The sequence below is a fragment of the Paeniglutamicibacter kerguelensis genome, from assembly GCF_017876535.1.
In the GTDB taxonomy this organism is placed as follows: domain Bacteria; phylum Actinomycetota; class Actinomycetes; order Actinomycetales; family Micrococcaceae; genus Paeniglutamicibacter; species Paeniglutamicibacter kerguelensis.
In genome coordinates this window covers 14,471-38,943 of the sequence record NZ_JAGIOF010000001.1, presented here as the reverse complement: position 1 = coordinate 38,943, position 24,473 = coordinate 14,471, and the positions used below count along the sequence as shown (strand labels likewise).

At 61.9% G+C, this 24,473-nt stretch carries 18 protein-coding genes and 1 tRNA gene; 6 read left to right on the top strand and 13 right to left on the bottom strand.

The genetic code is table 11. The features are described from left to right. Positions 1–29 precede the first annotated feature (29 nt). The 3 genes from JOF47_RS00165 to JOF47_RS00155 form a co-directional block, all read right to left on the bottom strand. Positions 30–1,343: an ABC transporter substrate-binding protein gene (locus JOF47_RS00165; protein ID WP_209995168.1), complete on the bottom strand. Its 1,314-nt coding sequence runs from the start codon at positions 1,341–1,343 to the stop codon at positions 30–32. A 286-nt stretch (positions 1,344–1,629) separates the two neighbouring features. Then, positions 1,630–2,781 (bottom strand): substrate-binding domain-containing protein, encoded by a 1,152-nt coding sequence (locus JOF47_RS00160; RefSeq protein WP_210001262.1) that lies wholly within the window; start codon positions 2,779–2,781, stop codon positions 1,630–1,632. 648 nt (positions 2,782–3,429) lie between these two features. Further along, a complete protein-coding gene (locus tag JOF47_RS00155; protein ID WP_209995167.1) occupies positions 3,430–4,086 on the bottom strand; it encodes a TetR/AcrR family transcriptional regulator in 657 nt (218 codons plus the stop codon). 129 nt (positions 4,087–4,215) lie between these two features. Between JOF47_RS00155 and JOF47_RS00150 the strand changes: the two genes are divergently transcribed. Further along, a complete protein-coding gene (locus JOF47_RS00150) occupies positions 4,216–5,172 on the top strand; it encodes an alpha/beta hydrolase fold domain-containing protein (RefSeq protein ID WP_209995165.1) in 957 nt (318 codons plus the stop codon). 441 nt (positions 5,173–5,613) lie between these two features. Here JOF47_RS00150 and JOF47_RS00145 read toward each other — a convergent pair whose 3' ends face one another. The 4 genes from JOF47_RS00145 to JOF47_RS00130 all read right to left on the bottom strand — a co-directional run bounded on the left by JOF47_RS00145 (position 5,614) and on the right by JOF47_RS00130 (position 11,361). After that, positions 5,614–7,224 carry a hypothetical protein gene (locus JOF47_RS00145; protein WP_209995163.1) on the bottom strand — a complete coding sequence of 537 codons (1,611 nt, stop codon included), beginning with the start codon at positions 7,222–7,224 and terminating at the stop codon, positions 5,614–5,616. A 471-nt stretch (positions 7,225–7,695) separates the two neighbouring features. Further along, positions 7,696–8,520, bottom strand: coding sequence for a hypothetical protein (locus JOF47_RS00140; RefSeq protein ID WP_209995161.1), 825 nt, complete (start codon positions 8,518–8,520; stop codon positions 7,696–7,698). Then, a complete protein-coding gene (locus JOF47_RS22420) occupies positions 8,520–8,771 on the bottom strand; it encodes a toxic anion resistance protein (protein WP_209995160.1) in 252 nt (83 codons plus the stop codon). The genes JOF47_RS00140 and JOF47_RS22420 overlap by 1 nt, the downstream gene beginning before the upstream one ends. A gap of 1,027 nt (positions 8,772–9,798) precedes the next feature. Next, on the bottom strand, positions 9,799–11,361 hold the full coding sequence (locus tag JOF47_RS00130) for a hypothetical protein (protein ID WP_209995158.1): 1,563 nt from the start codon (positions 11,359–11,361) through the stop codon (positions 9,799–9,801). Positions 11,362–11,809: 448 nt separating this feature from the next. On the opposite strand from JOF47_RS00130, the gene JOF47_RS00125 reads away from it, so the two are divergent. Then, positions 11,810–12,361: a hypothetical protein gene (locus tag JOF47_RS00125; protein WP_209995156.1), complete on the top strand. Its 552-nt coding sequence runs from the start codon at positions 11,810–11,812 to the stop codon at positions 12,359–12,361. 217 nt (positions 12,362–12,578) lie between these two features. Here JOF47_RS00125 and JOF47_RS00120 read toward each other — a convergent pair whose 3' ends face one another. The 3 genes from JOF47_RS00120 to JOF47_RS00110 form a co-directional block, all read right to left on the bottom strand. After that, a complete protein-coding gene (locus tag JOF47_RS00120) occupies positions 12,579–12,896 on the bottom strand; it encodes a hypothetical protein (RefSeq protein ID WP_209995154.1) in 318 nt (105 codons plus the stop codon). A gap of 491 nt (positions 12,897–13,387) precedes the next feature. After that, positions 13,388–13,464, bottom strand: a tRNA-Thr gene (locus JOF47_RS00115). 172 nt (positions 13,465–13,636) lie between these two features. Next, a complete protein-coding gene (locus tag JOF47_RS00110) occupies positions 13,637–14,506 on the bottom strand; it encodes a DsbA family protein (RefSeq protein ID WP_209995152.1) in 870 nt (289 codons plus the stop codon). Positions 14,507–14,658: 152 nt separating this feature from the next. On the opposite strand from JOF47_RS00110, the gene JOF47_RS00105 reads away from it, so the two are divergent. The 4 genes from JOF47_RS00105 to JOF47_RS00090 all read left to right on the top strand — a co-directional run bounded on the left by JOF47_RS00105 (position 14,659) and on the right by JOF47_RS00090 (position 19,680). After that, positions 14,659–16,134 (top strand): alpha,alpha-trehalose-phosphate synthase (UDP-forming), encoded by a 1,476-nt coding sequence (locus JOF47_RS00105; RefSeq protein ID WP_209995151.1) that lies wholly within the window; start codon positions 14,659–14,661, stop codon positions 16,132–16,134. Between the two features lie 84 nt (positions 16,135–16,218). Further along, positions 16,219–17,001: a trehalose-phosphatase gene (otsB, locus tag JOF47_RS00100; RefSeq protein WP_209995149.1), complete on the top strand. Its 783-nt coding sequence runs from the start codon at positions 16,219–16,221 to the stop codon at positions 16,999–17,001. Positions 17,002–17,057: 56 nt separating this feature from the next. After that, entirely contained in the window at positions 17,058–18,188 is a 1,131-nt protein-coding gene (locus tag JOF47_RS00095) for an ABC transporter ATP-binding protein (RefSeq protein ID WP_209995147.1), read from the top strand. Between the two features lie 163 nt (positions 18,189–18,351). Continuing rightward, on the top strand, positions 18,352–19,680 hold the full coding sequence (locus JOF47_RS00090) for a DUF4032 domain-containing protein (protein WP_209995145.1): 1,329 nt from the start codon (positions 18,352–18,354) through the stop codon (positions 19,678–19,680). Positions 19,681–19,856: 176 nt separating this feature from the next. On the opposite strand, the gene JOF47_RS00085 is transcribed toward JOF47_RS00090, so the two are convergent. From JOF47_RS00085 to JOF47_RS00075, 3 genes are all read right to left on the bottom strand, one after another. Then, on the bottom strand, positions 19,857–21,749 hold the full coding sequence (locus JOF47_RS00085) for a glycoside hydrolase family 13 protein (protein WP_209995142.1): 1,893 nt from the start codon (positions 21,747–21,749) through the stop codon (positions 19,857–19,859). 76 nt (positions 21,750–21,825) lie between these two features. Then, positions 21,826–22,758: a sugar ABC transporter permease gene (locus JOF47_RS00080; protein WP_209995141.1), complete on the bottom strand. Its 933-nt coding sequence runs from the start codon at positions 22,756–22,758 to the stop codon at positions 21,826–21,828. After that, positions 22,755–24,371, bottom strand: a complete 1,617-nt coding sequence (locus tag JOF47_RS00075; protein ID WP_209995139.1) for an ABC transporter permease subunit — start codon at positions 24,369–24,371, stop codon at positions 22,755–22,757. Before JOF47_RS00075 ends, JOF47_RS00080 begins: the two co-directional genes overlap by 4 nt. Positions 24,372–24,473 lie beyond the last annotated feature (102 nt).

Below are 24,473 nucleotides of genomic sequence, written 5' to 3'. Positions count from 1 at the left end.
GGCGGCAACCCGGAGAGGGGGGGGTGGTGCTACTCTGCGATGGACAGGCCGCTTTGCTTCAGCCCGTCAACCGTCGCGGTTTGCGCGGTGTCGACTGCTTCGCCGATGGTTCCCCCGGTGCTGAGCTTCCCGTAGGCGTCCTTCAGTGCGGTGTTGGTGACATCCCAGTTCGGGCCCCACTGCCAGTCCGGCAAGACCGTCTTGTAAGCGGACTCGAAGACCCCGTAAATGTCGTTGCCGAAGTAGCTGGCGTCGAACGCCTCCTGCGCCACCGGGGTCAGGCCGGGGAATGCCAGGAATGCAGATCCGGTGTTGCCGCGGGCCTTAATGGCTTCCGGGTTGGTGGTCAGGTACTTGATGAACTCGGCCGCGGCGGCAGGGTTCTTGCTGCTTTTGGTGATATTGAAGCTGGATCCGCCGTAGAAGGCACCGGCCGGTGCATCCCAGTTGGGCAGCTGCGCGGCAATCCACTTGCCCTTTTGGCCGCTGGCCTCGGTGCGCTTCTGGAGGCCGGTGGCGCTCCAGTTGGCGCCAACGACGCCGGCCACGGTTCCGTTGGAAAGGTCGAGGCTCCATTCATCGCTGTAGGCCTGCGAAACCTTGACGAGGTCGTCGTCGATCAGCTTCTGCCAGAAGTCTGCAACCTTCTTGGTGGCGGCATCGTTGATGCCAATCTTCCAGCTGTCGTCTGCGACATCGAACCAGCTGCCGCCTGCCTGCCAAGCAAGGCCCGCGGTCGCTGCAACTTCGTTCGGGTTGAAGCTTGCCAGGTAGGAATCGGGGGCGACCTTCTTGAGTTTCTTGCCGGCCTCCTCGAATTCCGCCCAGGTCTTGGGAACCTCGACGCCGGCCTTTTTGAGCATGTCCTGGCGGTAGTACATGACCATGGGGGCCGCATCGTAGGGCAGGCCGTAGATCTTGTCGCCGAATTCGATCTGGCCGCGAATTTCGGTGGCCAGCTTGTCGACGGTTTCGGCCTCGTCGATCAGGCCGTTCAACGGTTGGACTTGGCCGTTGCTGACGAACAGCGGCAGCTGCGGGTACTCGATGGTCGCGACATCGGGGCCGTTGCCGGCCGTGATTGCGGTGGACAGCTTGGCGTATCCGCCGCTGGCACCTTGGGGGATGGTCTCGAAGTTGACGGTGATCTTGTCTTGGCTCTTGTTGAAGGCCTCGGCCACCAGGTCCATGCCGACCAGCGACGACCAGAAGGTAATGGATCCCGCGGGATCCCCTGTTGGAACGGGTGCAGTGGACGGACCGGAAGCCGATCCACAGGCTGCAAGCAACATGACGCTGCTGGCCAGACCGGCTACCCCGATGAGCAGTTTGCGACGCTTCATTGTTCTCCCTTGAAATCCATGATGCGGTGGTGACGGTGATCACCGTTGGATGCGATAGATCAATAAAACACGCAGTTCTGAACGAAGTAAACAAAGTGAACAAAGGTGAACATTTCAAGTCGAGTGCCGCGCTCGGCCCGCGGGTCACACAGTGCGCCAAGCCCATTCGGCATGCACCGGCCAGCATCGATGCGGGCACCCTGAAGGGGCCCGCATCTGGCGTCAGGCCCAACCGAATCCGTTCAGGGGAGGCGCACGAGCGCCGGGGGCATCCCTGCCCAACAGGCTAATTGGCCGTTGATTCCCTGACGACCAGCGTCGGCGACAGGCTGACCCGCTGCACGGCCAGGTCCCACCGACGCTTGGGTCCCAAACGGTTCAAACACATTTGCAGGGCGTGGTATCCGACATCGAACTTTGGCGGCGCCACTGCACTCAGGGGCACCGCACCCAAGGACGCAACCTCGTCGTCGTAGGCCACCACCGCGAGATCGTCGGGAATGAGGAGCCCTCGCGCTTCACACAAGTCGGCAAACGTGAGCGCGTCCTCGTCGTTGTGGATGATGGCCGCGGTGGCACCGGCCTTCACGAACCGCTCGACAATGCCGCTCATCTGCTGACGGAGCTTCTCGGGGTCATTGGTGTCGTACGTGATGGCCGTCAGGTTGGCATCGTCCGGCAGCCCTGCATGGCGCGTGGACAGGCGGTAGCCCTCCTCGATATGCGATGCCGTGGGGCTGTCCTTGCGGGTGCACAGCGCAATTTTTCGATGCCCCAGCGACAGCAGGTGTGCCACGGCGATCTCCGCCCCGCGCACATGGTCGCTCTGGACGGATTCGAGCCTGCCGGCGTCCAGGACATCGCCAATCGATCGTTCAACGACGACAATCGGAACTTCCGCCGAGGCCAGCAGGTCCAGCGTGGGTGTTCCGGCCAGGCGTTCTCCGCTGGGGGTCACCAACAACCCATCGACGCCGCTCTTGAGTAGGCGTTGTATTTGCCGTTGCTCTTCGGCCGGCGAGTAGTTTGAGACGCCGAGCACCAGCCTGACGCCGAGCTCTGACGCCGCGGCCTCGGCCCCCCGGATAACTCCTGGGAAGTAGTACTTCGACGTAGGAACGACCATTCCGATGGTGGCAAGCGGTCGCTGCCCCGGGACATGCGGGTTGGCCTTCACGCCCTGGGAAACCGCCCCCGAGTTGTTGCCGTTCCTGCCAACATTCCGCTGGGCGCGGCCTCCGGAATCCCCGAAACGTTCCGCAATGGCAATCGCCCCGCCGTGAACGCGCTGCAGCGCCCCCTGTTCTTCAAGGAGGGCGAGATCGCGTCGGACCGTCATGCCTGAAATCCCCAGACTGCGCGCGAAATCCGCGGCATTCAGCGATCCCCGCAGGGCCAGCTCGCGAAGGATCCGATTCTGTCGTTCCTCACTCATCATCGACACGCCCTCCAATTTGTTTAGTATTGTGCATTACGTTCAGTATGAACCATTTCGGAGTCAATGTGTTCAGTCAAGACATTTAAATGCAACTATTACTCGAAAGGCCAAGTCGAGAAGCAGTTTCCACGCAAATACGGGCCCGGCAAATCGCAATATGACGCACTGCCAGAGCGAGCGGTCAAGCCGATCCCATGCGCAACCAGCCATTGGTTTTCCACCGCATGCGAGGAATATGTTCAACTCGCGTCTGAAGATTCATGCCATTCCGATGGAAATCCACGGATCGATGTCCGGCTGGCATGGATACGTCCGTGACGAAACCCTGTCAGGCCGAAGCGAGTCGATGCGGGGACGATTGGGTTCGCGCGCGTCATCAAGGCCGCTGGAGGGTGGAAAGCCCTCGGCGCCTGACCCACAGTCACCCTGCCCTGGCCAGACGTGGGCCACTGACAACCATTGCTGCCGCATCCGGCTCACGATTGCCTAACTCGAGCCGTTCACGGCTTGGGCCTCTTTGGATCTTCGGTCCAGGGAAAGGGGCACGCCGACAAGCGACCTCCAACGGCCTCGCGCCTCGATCCATTCCCTCCGGGAGGCGCCGCGCGACTCAGGGACAGAGGCCCGGGCAATGCCGTCCCCAAAGGGTCAGATTCCCACCAGAGGAACCGTGGTTACCAGGATCGGGGCTTCAAACAGCCTCTCCCCCTTGAGCCAGTCCGGCAGCATTCGATCGGCGAGTAGCGCCAACTCCGAGGCCGTCGCTGCGGGCTCTTGCAGCCAGTCGAGGAGCAGGGAAAGGATTCCCCCGACGAGGAAGGTCGCCGCACGGCCCGCATCAAGATCGGCAGGCTTGGAACCCACCTTGGCTATGGCCTCCGTGAGGTGCGAAACCAATATCGCATGGAGTTCGGCCAGCGCGGGGGTTTGGGTATCTGGCGTCAGCACGGCCGAGCACAGCACCCGGTGTTGCTCGAGGTGCCCAAAGAGGTCCTCGAAGCTGACGCGGGAAGTCCCGGCCGACGAATCCTTGTCCTGGTTTTCATTGCCCGAGGGCTTGATCGTGTCGAGCAGCTCCCTGAACGCCGCGACCCCCACAATTTCCGCACCGGAGAAGTGGTTGTAGAACGAACTGCGACTCACTCCGGCCTCTTGCGCAAGCGATGACACCGTCGGTGCAACCCGGCCGTTTTCGAGTTGCCGTTCGAAGGCGGCCAGTATGAGTTGCCGGGTTCGGACCGATCTTGGATCCGCCGCGTTCCCTTCGCGCATGAATACGGCCGGGGCCATGCCAGTCAAGCCCATGGGTCGCCTCCTCTGTTCCTCGGATGACTCAATCGTACAGTTGCCCAAGAAATCCACTTATCGTACAGTTGTCCATTAGAGCCTCGATGACAGGTTTGGGGCCTCGTCGCATTTGAAAGGAAACAACAAATGTCAGCAATGGATAGGTTCGATCCGGAAATACTGACGCTCTTCACGGCGGCAACAGCGACCCAAGCACCCGAAGCCAAGCTCCCCGAACGGGGCGACGCGTTGGGGCTGCGAGAGGTAATCGACTCCGGCCTGGCCAACATTCCCCGCCCATCCGCGCCCGGGATTGAATCCAGTTCCCACTTGGTGGGGACTTCCGATGGCTCCCTGATCGAGTTGCGTTGGTACTCCGCCACCGAGGATAAAAGAACCGACCGACCTGCGGTGGTGTACTTCCACGGAGGAGGACGGATCGGCGGCAAGATCGATCACTACGATGGCGTTGTCCGGCACTACGTCCAGGAAACCAACGTTCCGATGCTGTTGGTCGACTATCGTCTGGCGCCGGAACACACCGGCACAACGGCCCCGGAAGACGGGATCTGCGCCGTCGAATGGCTCATCGAGCATGCCGACGAGCTTCGGATAGACACAGATCGAATCGCGGTCATGGGCGATAGCGGCGGAGGTGGAGTGGCGGCGGGAACGGCGATTCTGGCGAGGGATCGAGGCATCGCCATCGCACGACAAATCCTCATCTATCCGATGCTCGATGACCGCAACACCAAGGCCGACCCGACCTTGGAGGGCTTGGTCGCCTGGAACCACGACACGAACTGGACAGGCTGGAACGCCGTCCTAGGCGACGCCATTGGAAGTGGTGGGGTTTCCCCCGTCACGGCACCGGGACGCCTGAACGACTTCTCCGGCATTCCCCGCGCATACATCGAAGTCGGGGACCTCGACATCTTCAGGGACGAGTCGATTGCATATGCGAGGGGACTCTACGACGCCGGCATTCCATGCGACTTGAACGTGAATGCCGGGGTGATGCACGGGCATGACCTCATGAGCTTCGACATGGAGCTGACACGGCGCACTCTCGCCGGTCGGTTCAGGGCCATCGAGGCCCTGTAGCCGGACGGCTTGCCGTTTGCAGTCCGGCACCCAGTCGGGGGATGCGATGCCACAGGCGTTGCGTCCCGCGGCTGGGTGCCGCAGCTTCTTCGTCAGCAGGCATGCCACGAATGAATTCAGTGGCGGCAAAAGGTTCCTTTCGCCCAACACAGCGCTTGAAACTCCAGCAAGGGTGCCGAATCTATCCCCACGACATCATCGGAGCGGGAAGAACCACCACGCTTCGTAGAAAAACGAAAAATTCCCCGTGGTTCCGGGTAAATCTGCCTCGGAACCACGGGGAATTTGGCTGGAGCTCCTCCTAGGTCCTGAGACTCTTTGGTAAATGAGGCCAGCTCCCGACCATGATTCCCAGGGCCAAGGTCAGGACACGCGCACTCTTGCGGCTACGCAGGAATACGCGTGTCCGATGGACAGGGACCCAAGCATCCAGGTTCGGTGTTACCTGACGCGAGAGTTGACGGATTTCGAGGCATAGCCCTTTTTGTGCGCCGTGACCTTCACGTAGATCACCTTGCCATGGTCCCTCGCGCTGAACCTGTAGCTGGACTTGCTCGCCTTGCTGATCGCCGCACCGTTGCGATACCACTGGTAGCGATACTTGTCCGGCTTGGCCGACCAGGTCCCCGACTTCGCGTTGAGGGTCTTGCCGGTTTTATGGCTACCGGAGATGGCCGGGTATTTCTTGATTTTCAAGGAACCCTTGCCAATCTTGGCAGTCTTGCTGCTCGTTTTCGACAAGGAAACGAACCCGGACTTTGAGGCCGAAACTTTAACGCTCAGGCGCCGGTTCAGGTCGGTCGCTGTGGGGGTGTACGTGCTGTGAGTTGCACCCTTGATGGATTTTCCGTCGCGCATCCACCTGTAGGACTTCTTGGTGCCAGACGGCGTCTTGCCGGTTTCCGCCTTGAGCTTTGACCCGACCTTGGTCGTGCCGGTGACCTTGACCTTGTGATTGAAGAGGTCAAGCACCGTGTACTTGACCCGGTGCTTGGTGGCAACCGGGGTCAGGAATGAGCTTGCAATTTGAGTAGCAGTTACGGTGACCAGGACATCCAAGTTCTTGTTCGAGTCAGCCGTCGTGAGCTTGTAAGTGCATGACTTCACCCCAGTAGCTTTGCCATCGCGGAACCACTCGCAAGAGTAACCCTTCTTATATTCCGGGTAGTTATAAGATTCGGGGCGGGCCAAGAGGTAAGTGCCTTTGGTGGCAGTCTCATCTTCAGGCGATACCTTTACCTTTGTCGCTTTCAGCACGTCAGTGGCTGTAAAGCGTGCTCCTTCCGCCACATAAACCGACATGCCAATTGATCGATCGCCCGCTTGTACCGGCGTCTCGTAGTAGTCCCACTCCATGTAGGACGACCGGGCGGGATGGATAGCCGTAAAAGTGTTCATTCCGGCAGGGCGCGCGGCTTCGTCATATTCACTTTGGCTGAACTTGAACGACTTACCGTCAAGTCCTTTAAACGTGGGTACTGTAAATGTTTCGCCGACTTTCACAACCGGCTCTTTGAACCTGAATATGAATGCTACGCTCTTCAGACTTTGCGATTGTGCAAGGTCGGATAGGTCGGTGTTTGGGCCGCCTCCGATGTGAAGAGTCTCCAAGGTGGCTGAATCTTTCAAGGACTGGCCAGCCCTTGAATAATCAGTGCCTGATGCATCAAGGAACCGTAGCTTCGGCATGGATGCAAGAACGGAGAGGTCTTGGGCAGGGGCCCGCAACTTGAGATCCTCGATACCGAGTGAAGCAAGTTGCTTGAGCGCGTCGCTCGGGACGGGGACGGTATCGCCGTCGTTGCCAAGCTTCAAACCCCCTAACGCCGGAAGATCCTGCAGTACATGAAGGTCGCTGGGAACAACCCGCAAGTCGAGAGAAGTTATTTCAGGGTACTTGGCCAACCCCGAAATGTTCGGCCCGGTGCAGACGGTCTCTTTTTCCCCGACGATGCAATCCCCCACCGCGATCACCCATTCGGCACGGGCAGGCGAAGCAAGCATCGTTAACAGCATTGTTGCCGATGCAACAGCGGTCAGCAATCGTTTCAATAGTCCCCCTGATTAGTGCGTTTCAAAAAGCCTAACCGGGAATACCGCATTTCAGTAGCCTTAAGGGCATTTCAACACCGATCGAGTTCGCTCAGGCAGCATTCATCATTTCCCGTTCATCGGCGCACCGGCACCGAACGGTACTCGACCTCAGCCTCGGCCTTGTTCACCCGGCGGGATGTGTTTTTGGCTACGTGCATCGCCAGTTGATTCCACATCATGCGCATTGCATATATTTATCGAAGTCGGTTTGGAGGACTTTTCACTAATATTTTAGTGGCTACAATTTTCGACCCAAAAAGAGGATTTGCCCCCGGAACCATGCGGTTCCTAGGCAAACCCCAAACGTAACTTCAGATTGATGCATTCGCCGTCGCGCAGGCAGCACAGGGGATCTCGACGATTGTCCACAACGAGGGCTCGTGTCCGCACTCCTCTCGACGAAACGCGAGCACCTACGGGCGCGATCGCTTACTTGAGCCCGAAGCCGGATCCACCTTGTTGGCGATGCCCGAACCGCTCTCTCAGGAAATTTCCCGTGATGGTCAAATCCGCCGAAGTTTGGCTGTGGCGGGTGGCATGCAGCGTCTCGGCCTGTCCGAGGAGGAGCCCAAGCTGCTCGACCAGTTCCTCGTTGGGCGTTTTTCCGTTTGGTTGCCGGTTTTCCACCATGCTCGGCGGTATGGCCAGATATCCCTGAAGGACCCACGGTAGGTAATCGCTCACCACGGCTTCTAGTTCATATTCAAACCCCGCATCGGCGGAAGGCTGCCGGCTTTCCGTGTCGATGACCGAGTCCAGCATCTGGCAGGTTTCCAGGATGGTTACGTACGTATCAGCGGGAAGGCGGTGCTTGTTCTGCTTGGCGAGCGAGCTCACCCATGTCAGAGAGGTCGACAGATCGTCCGCCGGCCGGGCTAACGAAGTTGCTGCCGGGGGCTGCTGGAAGGGAGGATACGCAGGTGAGTCCGTCTGGACCGGGGGAAACGCAGGTGAGTTCGCCTGGGCCGGAGCGCCAAGCTGCGGTTTCCGACCCCTCCTGGGAATCCAGAGATCGCGAAGCATGTAGGACCGCACGGCTGACAAGCCCATTGCCGCGAGGGCGGCAACAACACCACTGCTTCCAGGAAGGGAAAAGGCAAGAACGAAGACGGCGCCGTAGATCACACCCTCAAAAATCACTTTCTTGTTCTTAGCACCCATCCCGATGATGAGTACCAGAAAAGCGATGAAAGGAAAAAATACGGCGACAAGCGCAACCTTGAAGACGTTCCGTATAGTGAAGCGAGACATCATTACCCCCTTTGTGTGTGCATCGTGGCTGCGTCAGAGGCGTGATTTCGCTCAAGCTGACGTCGCTCGCGACTTACTTGCCCCTCAAGAACCTGCACGGTCAGTTTCATCGGCTGTGTTGCTTCCGTCTTAATCCTGTCGATCTCATCGATGGACTGGAATACGTTGTCGAATGCTTGCTGCAACTTGGTGTGGTCGATCGTGGTTCGGGCAGCATTCTTGTGAATGGCAGCGCCTTGGGAGCGGAGGCGCACCGAGGTCGAGCGAGTTCAACATGATGTATTCCTTGGAGGCTCTGGTACCAGTTGCAGTCTACTAGGGTTTGTTTGAAAGCTACCGCAAATGACCGGCAACAACCGGGGCAGTGGAATCCGGCACCATCTCAGCCGCTGGACCACAATCCTCGTGACCAAACTTGGTTCAAATCTTCGCCTCTGCTGACGGATTGCGACTCGAGTAAAACTCAATGGCACGATGAAGGCGCCCAGAATTGGGACAGATTGGATCCGCACCTGACGATACGTGGCAATCAAGGTTGTCGCGGGTGAGCCGATGCTGCTCGGCCTCCACGCGGGATCGGAAATACTTTGGAGGCTAGTGCTCTCGAAGCATCAGGGGCTCAACATCGAGCAGGCCGGTGAACACAATCCTTTGGATACCGAGAGCCGTGACCGCACCCTGTGAACCGGGTTGATGTTGTGCTTAGGCGCCAGGAACGGTTCAATTTTGTTTTCGCCAAAGTCTCCATGTGGATCCAATGCGGAAGATCCGCTGATTCGGACTACTTTTAGGTAAATTAAATCCCCGTGTTCGCGGGCATTTCTGCCGCGAAATCACGGGGATTTCGGTGGAACCTCCTACCGGATTCGAACCGGTGACCCCCTTTCCCTCGGAGAGATCGGTTTCCTCAAGCACGGAGTGCACGCTCAGGGCTGTAGGCGCGTTCATCTGCTGAACATCCTTGGGGTTTCGTTCGGATGCTTCTGCGACGTTCGGTCGAGCTTCGTCGCAACCCCGTGCTATGGCTCTCTTTCATTTCGCCCCGAGTGGGTGCCGAAAGTGTAGTCAGCATCGTCCTTGCCAGCAAACTGGAGTGCGAAGACTCGTAGAGGTCGACGGATGAGCGCGCGCCGACTCCCTAAACCGGATCGCGCTCTGGGGGGCGGACTTGAGAATCCTCGCCGGGACTCTCGCTCCCCGAACCAGACGCCAAGGGTCGCGGCATAGGCACAATGGTTACGGCAAGAGAACCATTGTGCCTATGCCCGTTCCGCGCGTCGGCTAGCGCTTGGCGATCTTCCTGGAGGTGCTTCCCTTCACGATCGTCTTGTACCCGGGGTATGAAACGGTTGCCCTGATGGAGACCCGCTTGCCGGCATCAGCCTTGGTGAGCTTGTACGAAGTCTTGGTCGCACTCTTGATGGCCTTTCCCTCACGCAGCCACTGGTACTTGAACGTGGCGCCCGCCTTCCAGCTGAGAGCCTTTGCCTTCAGTGTCTTGCCAGGTTTGGCCGTTCCTGTTGCGGAAAGCGCACCGGCCCTCATCACCATGCGTTCGACCGGACCGGTCGGCTTCGATGTTGATGCCACTGCCACCCGGTCGAACGGCTTGTAGCTGGTTCTGACAGAGATCTTCTTGTCGGCGTCCGCTGCGGTCAGCTTGTAGGTGGTTCCGGTGGCGCCGGTGATAGGTTTGCCATCGCGCAGCCACTGTCTGCTCGTCTTCACGGTCTGCGGGACGACCCCGTAGCCGCGCTCAGCCGTCAGCTTTTGCCCGACGGTTGCGTTGCCGGTGATGATCGTTGCCGGGGCTTTGAACGTCGGAGTGGCTAGGACGATCTTGTTTGACGCCGCGGGTGCAGTGACGGTTCCATCTGGGTAAATTGAGCGTGCGTTGGCCTGGAGTGTGTCGCCGGCGACGGTTCCGTTCGGGTTGAACTGGAAGCCGAAATCAGAGGTGAAGTCCTGGACGATTTTGCCGTTGTGGATCCACTGCATCTGCACTTCGGTGTCAGGCGCGACATGGGTGACCTTGGCGTCAAAAAATGTGTTTGGGCCCGCGGCAAGCGGTGGGAGGAACACCTTCACCGGTGCCGGTGCAACGTCTTGGATCGGGATATGGACCTTCGATCGCTCCGGAACCCAGCCCTGGGGCGTCGAGGCACGCACCTCCAGGATCAGCTCCCTGCCCTTCCAGGATGGCTGGACGACAAGAGGCTTCATGCCGGTGGCGACAGGCAGCGTTGAGATGCGGCCGTCCTTGGACGGATACTGCACGTACCAGTTGTATCGCGTCTCGCCGATGTTGCCGGCAGCTTCGGTCATGGCGCTGAGCTTGGCGATGTTCGCGGAGATGCTTTCGCCCGGGCGGATGGAAGCCGGAGCGGTGAAGGTGGCTGAGGTTCCTCGGGCCCAGTCGGCAATGAATGGCGTTTCGCTGATGCGCACCCCACCGTCCGGCCAGGTAGCGCGAACCCACATGACGTGGTTCGTGTAGTGATGAATCTTGATGCCGTCGAAGGTCCAGGTCGGGCCGTTGTCGGTCCAGTCGTCTTGTGGCGTGACGTAGTCGACGCCGACCCAGAAGTACTCGATCTTTTCGGCGCCTTCGGCGGTGGCGTGTGCTGTGACTGTTCCGCCGGCGTACGCGATGTCGTTCGTGAACCCCAGGGCAAGCAACCGCGGGTCGTTGTGGATTTCGACCGACGCGTTGGTGATTTGGTGCTCGGGGCTGACCTGCTCGTTCGAGGTGGCGCTCGTTGCCTGCGCTGGGGTGACTGCGTGGGTGAAGGTTCCCGTTGCGAGCAGGCTGGACAGAGCGATGGTAGCGAGTATTTTTCTCAATGTTCCCCCATTGCGAATGACGATCTTGACTCTTGACTCTACCGGATTCTGAACCACGTCAGATGCCGGTTAACGGTTGCCATGCGTGCTTTCACATTTCGGCCGTCGGCGGGGACGTAATGCGCCGATCAAAGGAACGAAGAACGCATGGCAATGCTTGAGGTCGTGGCGCCATGCGCTGGGTTTCCGCAATGCTCATGGATTGCCGATAACCGTGATTACATCGAGTAAATCAACCAAAATCGGTGTCTTACTGTTCGACTGGTTGCGGTCCCGCATCTTGAATCCGGCCGCACCGCACCTGTGGCATCGGCAATGCCTGAAGCCCCAAACGGACTGCACCAACGCGCCAAATGAGGCAGTGGAGAGAGAAGTCAGACAGCCGCACTCTAGTAGGTGAGGGGTCATCCGATTTGGTGGGCCCCGCCTTCTACCGAAAGGGGTTCCCGTGAAACGGATCCTGAAACTCTGGACGATCATCGTCCTGGCCCTTGGCCTCACCGCGGTCGCCACACCCGCCCAGACGGCAAGTTATGACAGCGAGCCCTCGTGTGTAAAAATCGGATTCCTCTGGCTCAAGGATGACTGCAAGGCGCGTAACCTGTATCGGTCGGTTGCCAAGAAGACGGTCGCAGGCGATGCTGCAAGCGTGCAAAAAGCTGTGATGATGGTCGGCGCCGGGCTCGGTGAGAAATCGCTGCTTCAAATGGAATGGGTGGCTTACGAAACCAACCGGCACACCGCCCGGTGCGCCCGAACCCAGCTGCTGCGCTTCATCTCCAGCAATGCCAGCTCGATGCGAATGGTAGGGAACGTCGACCGGGCCTTCAAGGCGGCCGGCGCTGGGCTGAGGTTCGTCAACAAAACGCCAAACGGGGCGATCTCGCGTCAGGTGTTGAACACCGGCAGTGGGCTAGTGAAGGTAACAGGCAAGGCTGTCACCGCTGGGCACATGAACAAACTAGTCAACAACGTCTCGCTCTGCGGCACCAGGTTCTAACGCAGGCTGCCCGTCCCCGATTGGTGGCGGGCAGTTTGCTTGCACGGTGTCTATCCGCGGCGAGAAGCTCTCTGCCGGCCCAGGAGGTGTGCTCGGGCTCGGCCAAGGTCAGTGCTCCACGGGTCGGTCGCCCTGAGGATGTCGTCGCTGATTCCCAGAACCTTTGCAACGACCAGAAAGTGGTCCATCCTGCCGCCCTTGCCGTCTTCAAACCGGTTCAAGGTTGCGCGTGAGACGTTGGCTCGCGCGGCTTCCAGTGCCAGGGATCTTCATCCGGCACCGGTTCGATCGACACCACCCCGATGGAGGCACTTAGCATGAAGTCCGGGTCTTCACCCCTGAAGCGCTTAAGCAGCTCCAGGCACTTGCCAACCTCAGCCACTAGGATCTTGCAGGGCACCGCGTACCCGTCTTCAGGCCACCGATCACCACCTGGTGAAGGGGGCCTCACCATCTGCTGCGTCTCGCGATCAAGCAGGTAGACAGCGCCCGAGCCCGTGGTCACGCGGATGGAGGAGGAGCTTGGCTGGGTCATACCCACTAGCATAAAACTTGTGCGGGGCCGGCCAAGTGGCAGCAGGCCCGCACCCGTGCCACATCCCCGCATGGGCCAGACACCAGTTGGCCTAGCAGCGAGCTTCATAGACGGCGGGGCGGTAACCGGGGGCGGAGCCTTCCTCTCAGGAGGCGGTCGAGATCCTTATTTCAGTCCACAATGCCCCGCACACTATGGTGAGATGCTGGAAAACAGCAGACGATCAAGCCATCAGCAGCATACTATCCAGAATGCGGAGCCCTGCTGACCTATCATCACGACCAAATTACAGCAGGTACATATTCGCGGACAGGGGGCCGCACTCTCAGATCACCCCTTGGTCGCAAATTTTTGAAACTATTCAGTATCCATCTGGAGGCTATCTGGAGGATCCGATTTCTTCAGCCGGATTCACGGCTGATAGCCGAAAAGCAAAACACCCTATTATCCCCGTATTCTTGGGGATAATAGGGTGTTCAGAAGAGCTAAAGTGGAGCCTCCTACCGGATTCGAACCGGTGACCCCCTGTTTACAAGACAGGTGCTCTGGCCAACTGAGCTAAGGAGGCGTGCAACTAATTGCGTCATTGCAACGCAAGTGCAGGATCAAGCGTAGCCGACAAATACCCGCAGCAAAAAACCGACAGGAGCTGGCCGTAACCGCGGGGAAACGGATGGCCGGGTTCATGACCGCCTGAAGCGGTCCTGAACCCGGCCATCGTGAAGATGCGGTGCCTTGGATTACTTGTTGGCAGCGATCTGTTCGTTGACGAAGGCAACGAAGTCAGGGTTTGCGGTCTGGTTCCATTCCTTGCCCTGGACGAAGATGCTCGGGGTGCCTGCAATGGCATCCACACGGGCCGCCTCGTCGGTGAACTTCACGAACGGGCGGAAGTCTCCCTTCTCGATGCAGCTGGCGACATCCGCGCCGTTGTCCTTGGCCAACTGGGCCAGGGCCTTGTTGTTCATCTCTCCCTGCGGGTAGTGGGCAAACAAAGCCTTGGAGAACGGCAGGTAGGAAGCCGGTGCGGCATCCGCAACACAGGCCAGTGCGTTGGCACCGCGCGAGGAGTAGTTTGTCGGTGAACCCCGATCGAGGAAGGCAACGTTTCGGTATTCCACATTGACGTCGCCTGCGGCAAGCCAGGTGGCGATCTGGTCGGCGTACTTGTCCTCGAAATCTGCGCAGTGCACGCAGTTCACGTCCACGTAGATCAACAGGTTGACCGGATCGCCCTTGGCCGCGGCCTTGGCGTCGCGTGGTGCAGGTGGTGGCGGAGTCGAGCCTTGCGGAGGAGTCCCGGCCTTGGTGACGTCGACCGTGATGCCGGAGGTATCAGCCAGCGTCTTGTCCGAGGTCAGCGTGATGCCGCCGGCGGCGTTTCCGCCCTTGGGGGCATTGCCCGCGTCGGCGACCTTGCCCGAGTTGTTCTGCAAGATGATCCCCGCGACAAGGGCAACCACCGCCAGGACTGCAACGAGAACGCCGAGCTTGATGAACAGTGATTTGCGCTTGTCCGCGGCTTCCTGGGCAACACGCATTTTCTGCGCCTGCTCGCGTGCGCTCGCGGTGCGCTCGGCCTTGTTCGGCCGCTGGCTATCGGATGCCATAGGTCAATCGTCCCTTACGTAGGTTTGGTACTCCCCCAACCTCACCAGTTTAGGGCACTGACGCGGTGTTCCTTGGCGTCATAGTGTCGCTTCCGTGTTGAGGCTAACCTAGGCTCAAGAACAATTAGGCGTTCGCGAACTGGAGGATCACTATGATGGCCGATCAAGATCACGAGCCCTCACCTGCCCCTGCGCATCGGGGCTATGACTTTATTGTGGTTGCCAATCGGCTGCCGGTGGACCGGGTTGAGGGCGAAGACGGAGAACTACTATGGCGTCGTTCACCGGGTGGATTGGTCACGGCCATCGCACCGGTCATGCAGGAATCCGATGGCGCTTGGGTCGGCTGGCACGGAGCCACTGGCGAAGAACTCCCACCGTTCGAGAACGAGAATATTCACTTGATTCCGGTCCCCTTGGATGATGAGGACTTTGAGCTGTACTACGAAGGCTTCTCCAATTCGACTCTCTGGCCGCTGTACCACGACGTCATTGTTCCCCCGGAGTTCCACCGCACATGGTGGGACAACTACAAGAAGGTCAATAAGCGATTCGCCGATGCCACGGCCAAGGTGGCCAACAAAGGCGCCACAGTGTGGGTGCAGGACTACCAATTGCAGTTGGTGCCCAAGCTGCTGCGTGAGCTTCGCCCCGACCTGCGCATCGGCTTCTTCAACCACATTCCCTTCCCTTCCCCCGAGATTTTTTCCCAGCTTCCCTGGCGGCGGCAGATCCTTGAGGGGCTTGCCGGGGCGGACCTGGTGGGCTTCCAGCGCACGGCGGATGCCAGCAATTTCCTGCGCAGCATGCGCCGCTACACGGATCGCACGGTCAAGGGCTCGTGGGCGATTCCGCCTGCGCACCTGGATGGCAGCGCCTCGACCAGGAATATCTGCAGGGCCGAGGCCCATCCGATCTCCATCGACACGGCGCAGGTTGCCGAGCTGGCCCATGACCCGGAGATCATTGCCCGGGCCAAGCAAATCCGCAAGGAACTGGGGAACCCCAAGACCGTGCTCCTGGGTGTTGACAGGCTCGATTACACCAAGGGACTGAGGCACCGGCTCAAGGCGTACGGCGAATTGCTGGCCGACGGCGAACTCGTGGTTGGCCAGACCTGCTTGGTCCAGGTAGCCAGCCCCAGCCGTGAAAACGTTGAACGCTACGCCCAGTTGCGGGACCAGGTGGAGCTCATGGTCGGTTCGCTCAACGGCGAACACGACACCATGGGACACACGGCCGTGCGCTACCTGCACCATTCCTATCCGCTGCGGGAAATGATTGCGCTGTACCTGGCCGCCGACATCATGCTTGTCACCGCCCTGCGCGATGGCATGAACCTGGTTGCCAAGGAATTCGTGGCCGCCCACACCGACAACAGCGGCATGCTGGTGCTCTCCGAATTCGCCGGCGCCGCGGACCAACTCACGCAATCGGTGCTGGTGAACCCGCACGACATCGACGGCATGAAGTCAGGGATCCTGCGCGCAGTGCATATGGATCCGCTCGAATCATCCAGGCGCATGCGCAGGATGCGCCGACACCTCAAGGAACACGACGTGGCCCGATGGTCCGACACGTTCCTGACTGCGTTGTCCCAGCCCCTGCCTGTCGACACCCTCGTCTAGCAGCGGCCTGGACAACGCCGCCTGGCTGGTCTTCCCAGCACGCACTCCCCCGCTCCAACCCTGAAAGGACCCAGGTACAAACCCATGGGACCCCTGTCGCCAGAATTGGCCGACGCCATCGAAACCCTAGTCGATGCCCAGATCCTTCTGGTTGCCCTGGACTTTGACGGAACCCTTGCACCGCTGGTCGACCACCCGGGCGACGCCCGCCCGTTGCCCGCCTCCGCGGAGCTGCTGGGCAGGCTGGCTGCACTGGAGAACACCGTCACGGCCTTGATATCGGGGCGCGATCTGGCTTCCCTTCGCGCCGTGGCCAACCCGCCGACTGAAACGCTGCTGGTGGGCAGCCACGGCACCGAACGCTGGGCTCCGGAAAGCTTCGGCACCGATGCCACGCACATCGATCTCAACGTGAAACAGTCGACTGCCCTGGACAAGGCCATCAAGGTGCTCGAGTCGGTCGTCTCCGACCACCCCGGCACCAGCGTCGAATACAAGCCCGCCTCGGTGGTCCTGCATGTGCGCCGGGCGGCACAGGACATGGCGTCAAAGGCCATACGTTCGGCCCATGACAGGCTGGAAAACATCGAAAACCTCTGGACCCTGGACGGCAAGGCCGTCCTTGAAGCCACGGTGCTGTCGGGAACCAAGGGCGAGGGGCTGGACTGGCTGCGCGAGGTCGCCGACGCTTCCACCGTGCTGTTCGCCGGGGACGATGTCACCGACGAAGATGCCTTTGCCGTGCTGCGCCCCGGGGATATCGGCGTCAAAATAGGTTCAGGTAATACAAGGGCGCAATTCCGACTTAATGGGCCCGGAGAATTGTCAGCCCTTTTGGAATTGGTACTTGATATGAGAAGCTTGTGATTCCATTCACAACGGACCGTCGGGCACGTACCTGCCCGTGAAAGGATTACTGCCCCATGGCATCTGTAACTTTTGACCAGGCTTCACGCATCTACCCCGGATCCACCAAGCCCAGCGTTGACAAGCTCTCCCTGGAAATCGCCGACGGGGAATTCCTCGTTTTGGTCGGCCCTTCCGGCTGTGGCAAGTCCACCTCCCTGCGCATGCTCGCAGGCCTGGAAGACGTCAACTCCGGCCGAATCCTCATCGGCGACCGTGATGTAACAAACGTTCCTCCCAAGGACCGCGACATAGCCATGGTTTTCCAGAACTACGCGCTGTACCCGCACATGACCGTGGGCGACAACATGGGCTTCGCGCTGAAGATCGCCGGCGTCGACAAGGAAGAGCGTGCACGCCGCGTGCAGGAAGCGGCAAAGCTGCTTGACCTCGAGGACTACCTGGACCGCAAGCCGAAGGCACTCTCCGGCGGCCAGCGCCAGCGCGTTGCCATGGGTCGCGCGATCGTGCGTAGCCCGCAGGTCTTCCTCATGGATGAGCCGCTGTCCAACCTCGACGCCAAGCTTCGCGTGCAGACCCGTACGCAGATCGCCTCGCTGACCCGCCGCCTCGGTGTCACCACCGTGTACGTGACCCACGACCAGGTCGAGGCACTGACCATGGGCGACCGCGTCGCAGTGCTCAAGGACGGCCTGCTGCAGCAGGTCGGCACCCCGCGCGAGCTCTACGACCGCCCTCAGAACGTCTTCGTTGCCGGTTTCATCGGCTCCCCCGCCATGAACTTGCTGGAACTGCCGGCGGTCAACGGCGGCGTCGCCTTCGGCGGCACCATCTACCCGGTGTCTTCCGCAACCCTCGAGGCAGCAACCGGCAACTCGGTGACCCTGGGTGTCCGCCCGGAGGACCTCGACCTGGTTTCCGCCGGCGAGGGCCTGGCAGTGAACGTCGACGTCGTCGAGGAACTCGGCGCCGATGCCTACGTCTACGGACACACCAATGTCGGCGGCACCGAATACCAGATGGTTGTCCGCGTCGACGGCCGCAAGCCCCCGTTCAAGGGCGAAACCGTGCACGTGTTGCCGAAGGTTGGCCACGTCCACCTCTTCGATACCGCCTCCGGCGAGCGCCTGGCGGACGTCAACAATACCCGGGGCGCCCACGCAGAGCAGGTTCCCAGCGAGGTCTAAGCCCGGTCACCACGGGCGGTAAGCTCGGACCAAGTGCCAACGGCGGCCGCATTCAATACACCTGAATGCGGCCGCTTTTGCACATCCGGCATACTTTTTGCCATCGCCACCGCGTTTGAACCAGCGCACCTGAGCCTTTCGACAAGGGACGGTTTCCACCCCCATGATCCGCCACACCGCCCAATGGCACGACGAACCCACCAACTACGTCCAGCCCGGAAAGCTTCCGCGCGGCATTCAGGCCGCGGCCAGCCCCGTCGTGGCCGGCTCGCTGTCCATCACCTCCGCCACCGCCGACCCTGCGCTGCTGGACCTGCCGTGGCAGATCCAGCTCGAGGACTGGCCGGCGGACACCCTTGCCCCGTTGCCGCGCGGCATCTCGCGGCACGTGGTGCGCTTTGCCATGATGGGCGGGTCGGTGATCGCCATCAAGGAAACCGGCGAACACGTGGCCCGGCACGAATACCACATGCTACGCAAGCTGCGCCGGCTGGCGGCCCCCTGTGTGGAACCCGTCGCGGTGATCACGGGGCGCAAGGACACCGACGGCAACGACCTCGAGCCGGTGCTTGTCACCCGGCACCTGAAGTACTCGCTGCCCTACCGCGCGTTGTTCTCCCAGAAGCTGCGCCGCGACACCCTCACCCGGCTCATCGATGCCCAGGCGCTGCTGCTGGTACGCCTGCACCTGATCGGCTTCTACTGGGGCGACGTGTCCCTGTCCAACACCCTGTTCAGACGCGACGCCGGTTCCTTCGCCGCGTACCTGGTGGATGCGGAAACCGGAGAGCTCTATCCCGAGCTTTCCTCCGGGCAGCGCGAATACGACCTCGAGATCGCGCGGGTGAACATCGCCGGGGAACTCATGGACCTCATGGAGGCGGGGCTCATCGAGGAGAAGGTGGACCCGGTTGCCACCAGCGAACAGATCCTGCACGCCTACCGCGGGCTGTGGGCCGAGCTGAACGAGAAGGAATCCTTCGACCTGTCCGAGCGCTGGCGGGTCGATGAGCGGATCCGCCGGCTCAACGACCTGGGTTTCGACGTGGAGGAAATCAGCCTCAAGACCTCCCCCGATGGCGGCCAGCTGGTCATCCAGCCCAAGGTCGTCGACGCCGGGCACCACACCCGCCGCCTGCTGCGGCTCACCGGCCTGGACGTGGAGGAGGGACAGGCCCGGCGCCTGCTCAACGATATGGACGCCTACCGGGCCAAGAAGCACCCCGACCTGGACGAGGAATTGGTGGCTGCGCACTGGGTGGCCAACGTCTTTGACAGGATCACCGGCGCCATCCCGCGCGAGTTCCACGGCAAGCTGGAACCGGCGCAGATCGTGCACGAGGTGCTGGAGCACCGCTGGTACATTTCCGAGGCGCGCGGCTCCAACGTCCCCATGGAGGAGGCTGTGGCCTCCTATGTCGACGCGGTGCTGCGCCACCGCCGGGACGAGGCCCGGCTGATGCTGGATCCCGAGGCCGCTGACAGCGAGTGACCCCTAAGACTCGCCCGTGGCCACGTTTTCGGCGCCATCTTCGGCCACGCCGAGGCCCGGCACATGCCGGGCGGCATCGCGGCTTAGGCTTGAATTGCCTAGTCAAACCGGACTTGGCCATTGTGCTCGGCAACGGAACGCAGCCTGGTCCGGGTCGGCGATTCCGCCCGCAGGTCCTAGCTCCAGGGCCCGGGTGTCGGCGCCAGGTGGAAGACGGCACCCGCACCGCGCGCACCAACCAGCAGTTCGCCCGCCGCGTTCACGCTCAGTTGCGGGGCCATACCCACCTGCATGAGCGGCTCCGCAAGGTCCCGCTCCAGCCGGATTCCGGTCCCGAGCGGGGTTTCCGGCACGGGCCCGCGGCTGATCACGCACAGCACGGATCCGCGCGCGTGTTCGCGCACATAGACCAACAGGTCACCCGCGGCATGGATGAAGCGCAGCGACCCGTCCACCAGCGCGCGGTGTTCGGTGCGCAGGGCGGCCAGGTCCGCGTAAAGCCCCCGCAGGTCGGCACCCCACTTTTCCGGGGCATCCCACGGCATGGGGGTGCGCGAGTCCTCGCCGCTGAACCCCTCGAGCCCGAATTCGTCCCCGGCAAACACCAGCGGGATGCCGGGGAAGCTGAACTGTGCGCACGCGGCGATCAGCTGGCCTCCCTCGATCATGTGGCTGGCGGCCCGCGCCGTGTCATGGGTGTCCAGTGCGTTGGCGTTGGCCAGCCGAACCTCCCAGCTGTATCCGGCGGAGAACTCGCGGTGGGTTGCTATGAAGTCCGCCGCGTCGATGCGCGCGGGCCCGTCCTGCGGCAGCCCAAAGAACCAGCCGATGGCCTCCGGATCGGGTTCCTTGGCCAGGAACTGCCAGAGCGGCCTGGTGAAGTTAGTGTAGCTGACCGCTCCCTGCCACCCGTCCCCTGGCACGTCGGGGGCCGCATCGGAGGTCGACTCGGCCAGCAGCATGGCACCGGGCTTCACTTCTTCCAGGCGGGCCCGCAGCATGCGGGCCACCTCGTGGTTCAGGTCGTCGGCGCCCAGGCGGCCGGTCATGTTTCCCACGTCGATGCGCCAGCCGTCGAGGTTGTAGGGCTCCTGCAGCCAACGCACGGCCACCGAGTCGTCGTCCAGGATGAAGCGTGAGCGCAAGGCGTCCGAGTTCCAGTTGAGTTTCGGCAGCGAGGGCACGCCCAGCCAGGACTCGTACTCGCTGTGGTCCTCGTTGAAGTAGTAGTACTCCCCCTCGGGCGCTCCGGGGTTCTGGTGGGACCCGAGGAACCACTCGTGCCCGGCGCCCGTGTGGTTGGTGGTCAGGTCCCCCACCACGCGCAGGCCCAGGCCGTGCGCCGCGGACACCAGCGAGATGAACGCCGCGTCCCCGCCGAGCAGCGGATCAACCGTGTCGAAGCTCGAGGCGTCGTAGCGGTGGTTGGATTCGGCTGGGAAGATCGGGGTCAGGTACAGGACGGTGGCGCCAAGCTCCGCGAGGTGGCCGAGGCGCGCCTCGATGCCGGGAAGGTCCCCGCCGTAGAACTGGCGGCTGGTGTTTTCGCTGCTGCCCTCCACCGGGGTGTCCCAGTCGCAGGCGACCATCCATGCGGCCGCGGGCTTCTCGGCGCCCGAGTTGGCGAACCTGTCGGGGAACACCTGGTACATGATCGATTCCTTGACCCAGTCCGGCGTGCCGCGGCCGGAGTGGATCCTGAAGTCGTTCGCGTCCGGCACGTCCCGGCGGTGCAGCCCGGTGGCGTTGAACCAGCGGTATTCGGTCCTCCCGGCCTCGTCCGTGTACGCAAGGTACCACCTGTAGCGCTGCACTGGATTGACCATCGCCAGCGGCGCCTCGAACCACGCGAAGGCGCCCTCGTCCCCGGACCGGACGGCCGGCTCGATGTGCGGTTCGCCGTCGCGCAGGCTGCGCAGCCAGACCCTGGCGGCGCAGCCGGGGACGGCCGGGACACGCAGCCGCACCCGCAGTTCGTTCCCCACCCGCGGGGTGCCCGGACCCCGGACGTAGAGTCCGGAGCCGTCGTGGTGCGGGGCGTGGATCAACGCCGAGTCTGCTGCCAACATGGTGTGCTGCTCCTGGGTGTGCTCTTTGGGGGTGCTTTTTGGGGAGGGTGCTTCGCGGGTGTTGCGGGCGCGCCCCCTAGCCCTTGACGCCGCCGGCCGTCAGGCCGGAGGTGATGTAGCGCTGCAGGAAGAGGAAGAGCGTCATGACGGGGACCGCGGCAAGCACCGCGCCGGCGGCAAAGACGCCCCAGTTCTCGCTGCGCTGCTGGGCCACGTAGGAGTACAGGCCCACGGCCAGGGTCTGGGATTCGGGGTCGGTGAGCACCACGGAGGCGATCACGAACTCGGAGGAGATGCCGATGAAGGCCAGCAGGCCGACGACCGCGAGGATCGGGGTGACCAGCGGCAGGATGATCTTGAAGAACACCTGCACGTGGCTGGCGCCGTCGATGCGCGCGGATTCGTCAAGCGAGATCGGCACGGTGTTGAAGAACCCGTACATCAGGTAGGTGTTCACTCCCAGTGCCCCGCCGAGGTACACCATGATCAGGCCCAGCTGCGAGCCGAGCCCGAGCGCGGGAATGATGTCCCCGATGTAGTTCAGCAGCAGGAAGATCGCCACGACGGTGAGCAGCTGCGGGAACATCTGCAGCAGCAGGAGCGTCAGCAGCCCCGCCCGGCGGCCGGTGAAGCGCATGCGGGAGAAGGCGTACGCGGCCAGCGCTCCCAGGAAGACGGTGGCCACCGAGGTCACCGTGCCGATCACCAGGGTGTTGACGAACCAGCGTCCGAAGGGCCGTTCCTGGTTGGCGAAGAGCGCCTCGAAGTTGCCGAAGCCGATCTCCGTGAACAGCGTGCTGGCTCCCGCCATGGTGCCGGCGGGATTCAGCGCCGCGGAGAGCACGTAGAGCAGCGGGAAGATCGAGAAGGCGGAGGCGACGACGGCGACCAGGTGGCGCCAGCCCTTGGTCTTGAACCAGTGCCCGAACGTGGGCCTGTTTTCCTTCGCCGGCTCGGGCCGGTGCTCGAGCACCGGGGTCTGGGATGCGGGTGCGGTCATGGTGCTCATTGGTTGATTTCCTCCAGGGCCTTGGTCTTCTTGAAGCTCAGGGCCGAGACGGCCGCCACGATGATGAAGATCAGGATGGCCAGGGCGCTGGCCAGGCCGTAGTCGCGCCCCGTGCCGGTGCCGAAGGCGATCTTGTAGACCATGGTGATCAGGATGTCGGTGGAGCCGATGTCGAAGGTGGTGTCGGCGAAGCGCGGCCCGCCTCCGGTGAGCATGTAGATGACGTTGAAGTTGTTGAAGTTGAAGGCGAACGACGAAATCAGCAGCGGGGCCAGCGAGACCAGCAGCAGCGGCAGCTTGATGGCCGTGAAGATGCGCCAGGGGCTTGCCCCGTCCATGCGGGCGGCCTCGTCGACCTCCTCGGGCAGCGACTGCAGTGCGCCGGTGCAGACGAGGAACATGTAGGGGTAGCCCAGCCAGAGGTTCACCACGAGCACCGAGACCTTGGCCAGCACCGGGTCGGTCAGCCAGGGGATGTCGGCCCCGCCCAGGATCGCGTTGTTGATGAAACCGAATTCGGGGTTCAGCAACCCGGACCACACCAGGCCGGAGAGGAACGCGGGGAACGCGTAGGGCAGGATCATCAGGATCCGGTAGAGCTTCTTCCCCTTGAGGTCCGCCTTGTTGAAGGTGATCGCCAGGAAGAGCCCGAGGGCGAAGGTGGTGGCCACCGACAGGATCGCGAAGGCGAAGGTCCAGAGGACGACCTGGACCAGGGGCCCCTGCAGGTTGGGATCGGTGAAGGCACGCTGGAAGTTCTCCAGTCCCACGTTCACCTTCCAGCCGGTATTCAGGCTGGTTCCGTCCGGCGCCACGAAGGAGCCGCGCCCGTTGTCCGAGTACACCACGCCGGTTTGGGTGTCGGTGAAGGTGTCCGCCGCCGCGTCGTACTTCAGCTTGGGGGTGTACACGTAGGTGGTGGACCCGTCGGCGGTCTTCAGCGACCCGTCTTCGGGGTTCGCGCTGATCGGGACGGCCAGGGCGGTGATTTCGGCCTGGTGCTGGAGCAGCGTTGCGAAGTCCATGGTCGCATACCCGTCGACCCCGGTCGCGGCCCCCATCGGGGAACTGGTGCTGGGGGTGACGGTTGCCAGCGGCCGGTCGGTGCCGCCGAGCTTCGCCTCGCCCTCCGGGGTCGTGACCAGCAGGAAGTAGGAGCCGTCCTTTTCCAGCACCGAGGTGGGGAACTGCGGCGAGTCGGGGACGCGTTCCGAGGCCGACAGCTGGATGGAGGCGATCGCATCCTCCTTGGTGGAGTTGTGCCCGTCGCCGTAGTTGGTGAACGCGATGTAGGTGGAGAAGATCATCACGAAGACCTGGAAGACCATCAGGAAGATCACGCCCGGTGCCAGGTACTTTGCGGGCAGTCCGCCGCGGCGCAGGTAGATCCAGTTGATGGCTAGCGTGGTGAGCAGCGAGATCCCGAAGACCAGCCACTCCCCGCTGAGCGCCAATTGGAAAAGCACAAAGGCGGCCACTGCGTCGGTGATGCCCAGCAGGATGATCTTGGCCAGGGTCCCGCCCAGGGAATCGGGCCCGTGGGATCTTTTCCTCGGCGGTGGTGCCTGGCGCCGCGGCTTTGCCACGTTCACCTGTTCATCGATTTCGACCATGGATCCGACAACTTTCCTTTGATGCTTTCCCGCCGGTGCGCGACGGATGGGGGTGCACGTCGGGGGTGACGGCGGGTTTCACGCCATCACCCCCGACGGTGG

What these genes read in the sequence shown, in the direction of transcription:
- JOF47_RS00165 (WP_209995168.1), bottom strand. Translation starts at nt 1,343, where the DNA reads ATGAAGCGTCGCAAACTGCTCATCGGGGTAGCCGGTCTGGCCAGCAGC.
- JOF47_RS00160 (WP_210001262.1), bottom strand. Translation starts at nt 2,781, where the DNA reads ATGATGAGTGAGGAACGACAGAATCGGATCCTTCGCGAGCTGGCCCTG.
- JOF47_RS00155 (WP_209995167.1), bottom strand. Translation starts at nt 4,086, where the DNA reads ATGGGCTTGACTGGCATGGCCCCGGCCGTATTCATGCGCGAAGGGAAC.
- JOF47_RS00150 (WP_209995165.1), top strand. Translation starts at nt 4,216, where the DNA reads ATGTCAGCAATGGATAGGTTCGATCCGGAAATACTGACGCTCTTCACG.
- JOF47_RS00140 (WP_209995161.1), bottom strand. Translation starts at nt 8,520, where the DNA reads ATGATGTCTCGCTTCACTATACGGAACGTCTTCAAGGTTGCGCTTGTC.
- JOF47_RS00120 (WP_209995154.1), bottom strand. Translation starts at nt 12,896, where the DNA reads ATGACCCAGCCAAGCTCCTCCTCCATCCGCGTGACCACGGGCTCGGGC.
- JOF47_RS00110 (WP_209995152.1), bottom strand. Translation starts at nt 14,506, where the DNA reads ATGGCATCCGATAGCCAGCGGCCGAACAAGGCCGAGCGCACCGCGAGC.
- JOF47_RS00105 (WP_209995151.1), top strand. Translation starts at nt 14,659, where the DNA reads ATGATGGCCGATCAAGATCACGAGCCCTCACCTGCCCCTGCGCATCGG.
- otsB (WP_209995149.1), top strand. Translation starts at nt 16,219, where the DNA reads ATGGGACCCCTGTCGCCAGAATTGGCCGACGCCATCGAAACCCTAGTC.
- JOF47_RS00095 (WP_209995147.1), top strand. Translation starts at nt 17,058, where the DNA reads ATGGCATCTGTAACTTTTGACCAGGCTTCACGCATCTACCCCGGATCC.
- JOF47_RS00090 (WP_209995145.1), top strand. Translation starts at nt 18,352, where the DNA reads ATGATCCGCCACACCGCCCAATGGCACGACGAACCCACCAACTACGTC.
- JOF47_RS00085 (WP_209995142.1), bottom strand. Translation starts at nt 21,749, where the DNA reads ATGTTGGCAGCAGACTCGGCGTTGATCCACGCCCCGCACCACGACGGC.
- JOF47_RS00080 (WP_209995141.1), bottom strand. Translation starts at nt 22,758, where the DNA reads ATGAGCACCATGACCGCACCCGCATCCCAGACCCCGGTGCTCGAGCAC.
- JOF47_RS00075 (WP_209995139.1), bottom strand. Translation starts at nt 24,371, where the DNA reads ATGGTCGAAATCGATGAACAGGTGAACGTGGCAAAGCCGCGGCGCCAG.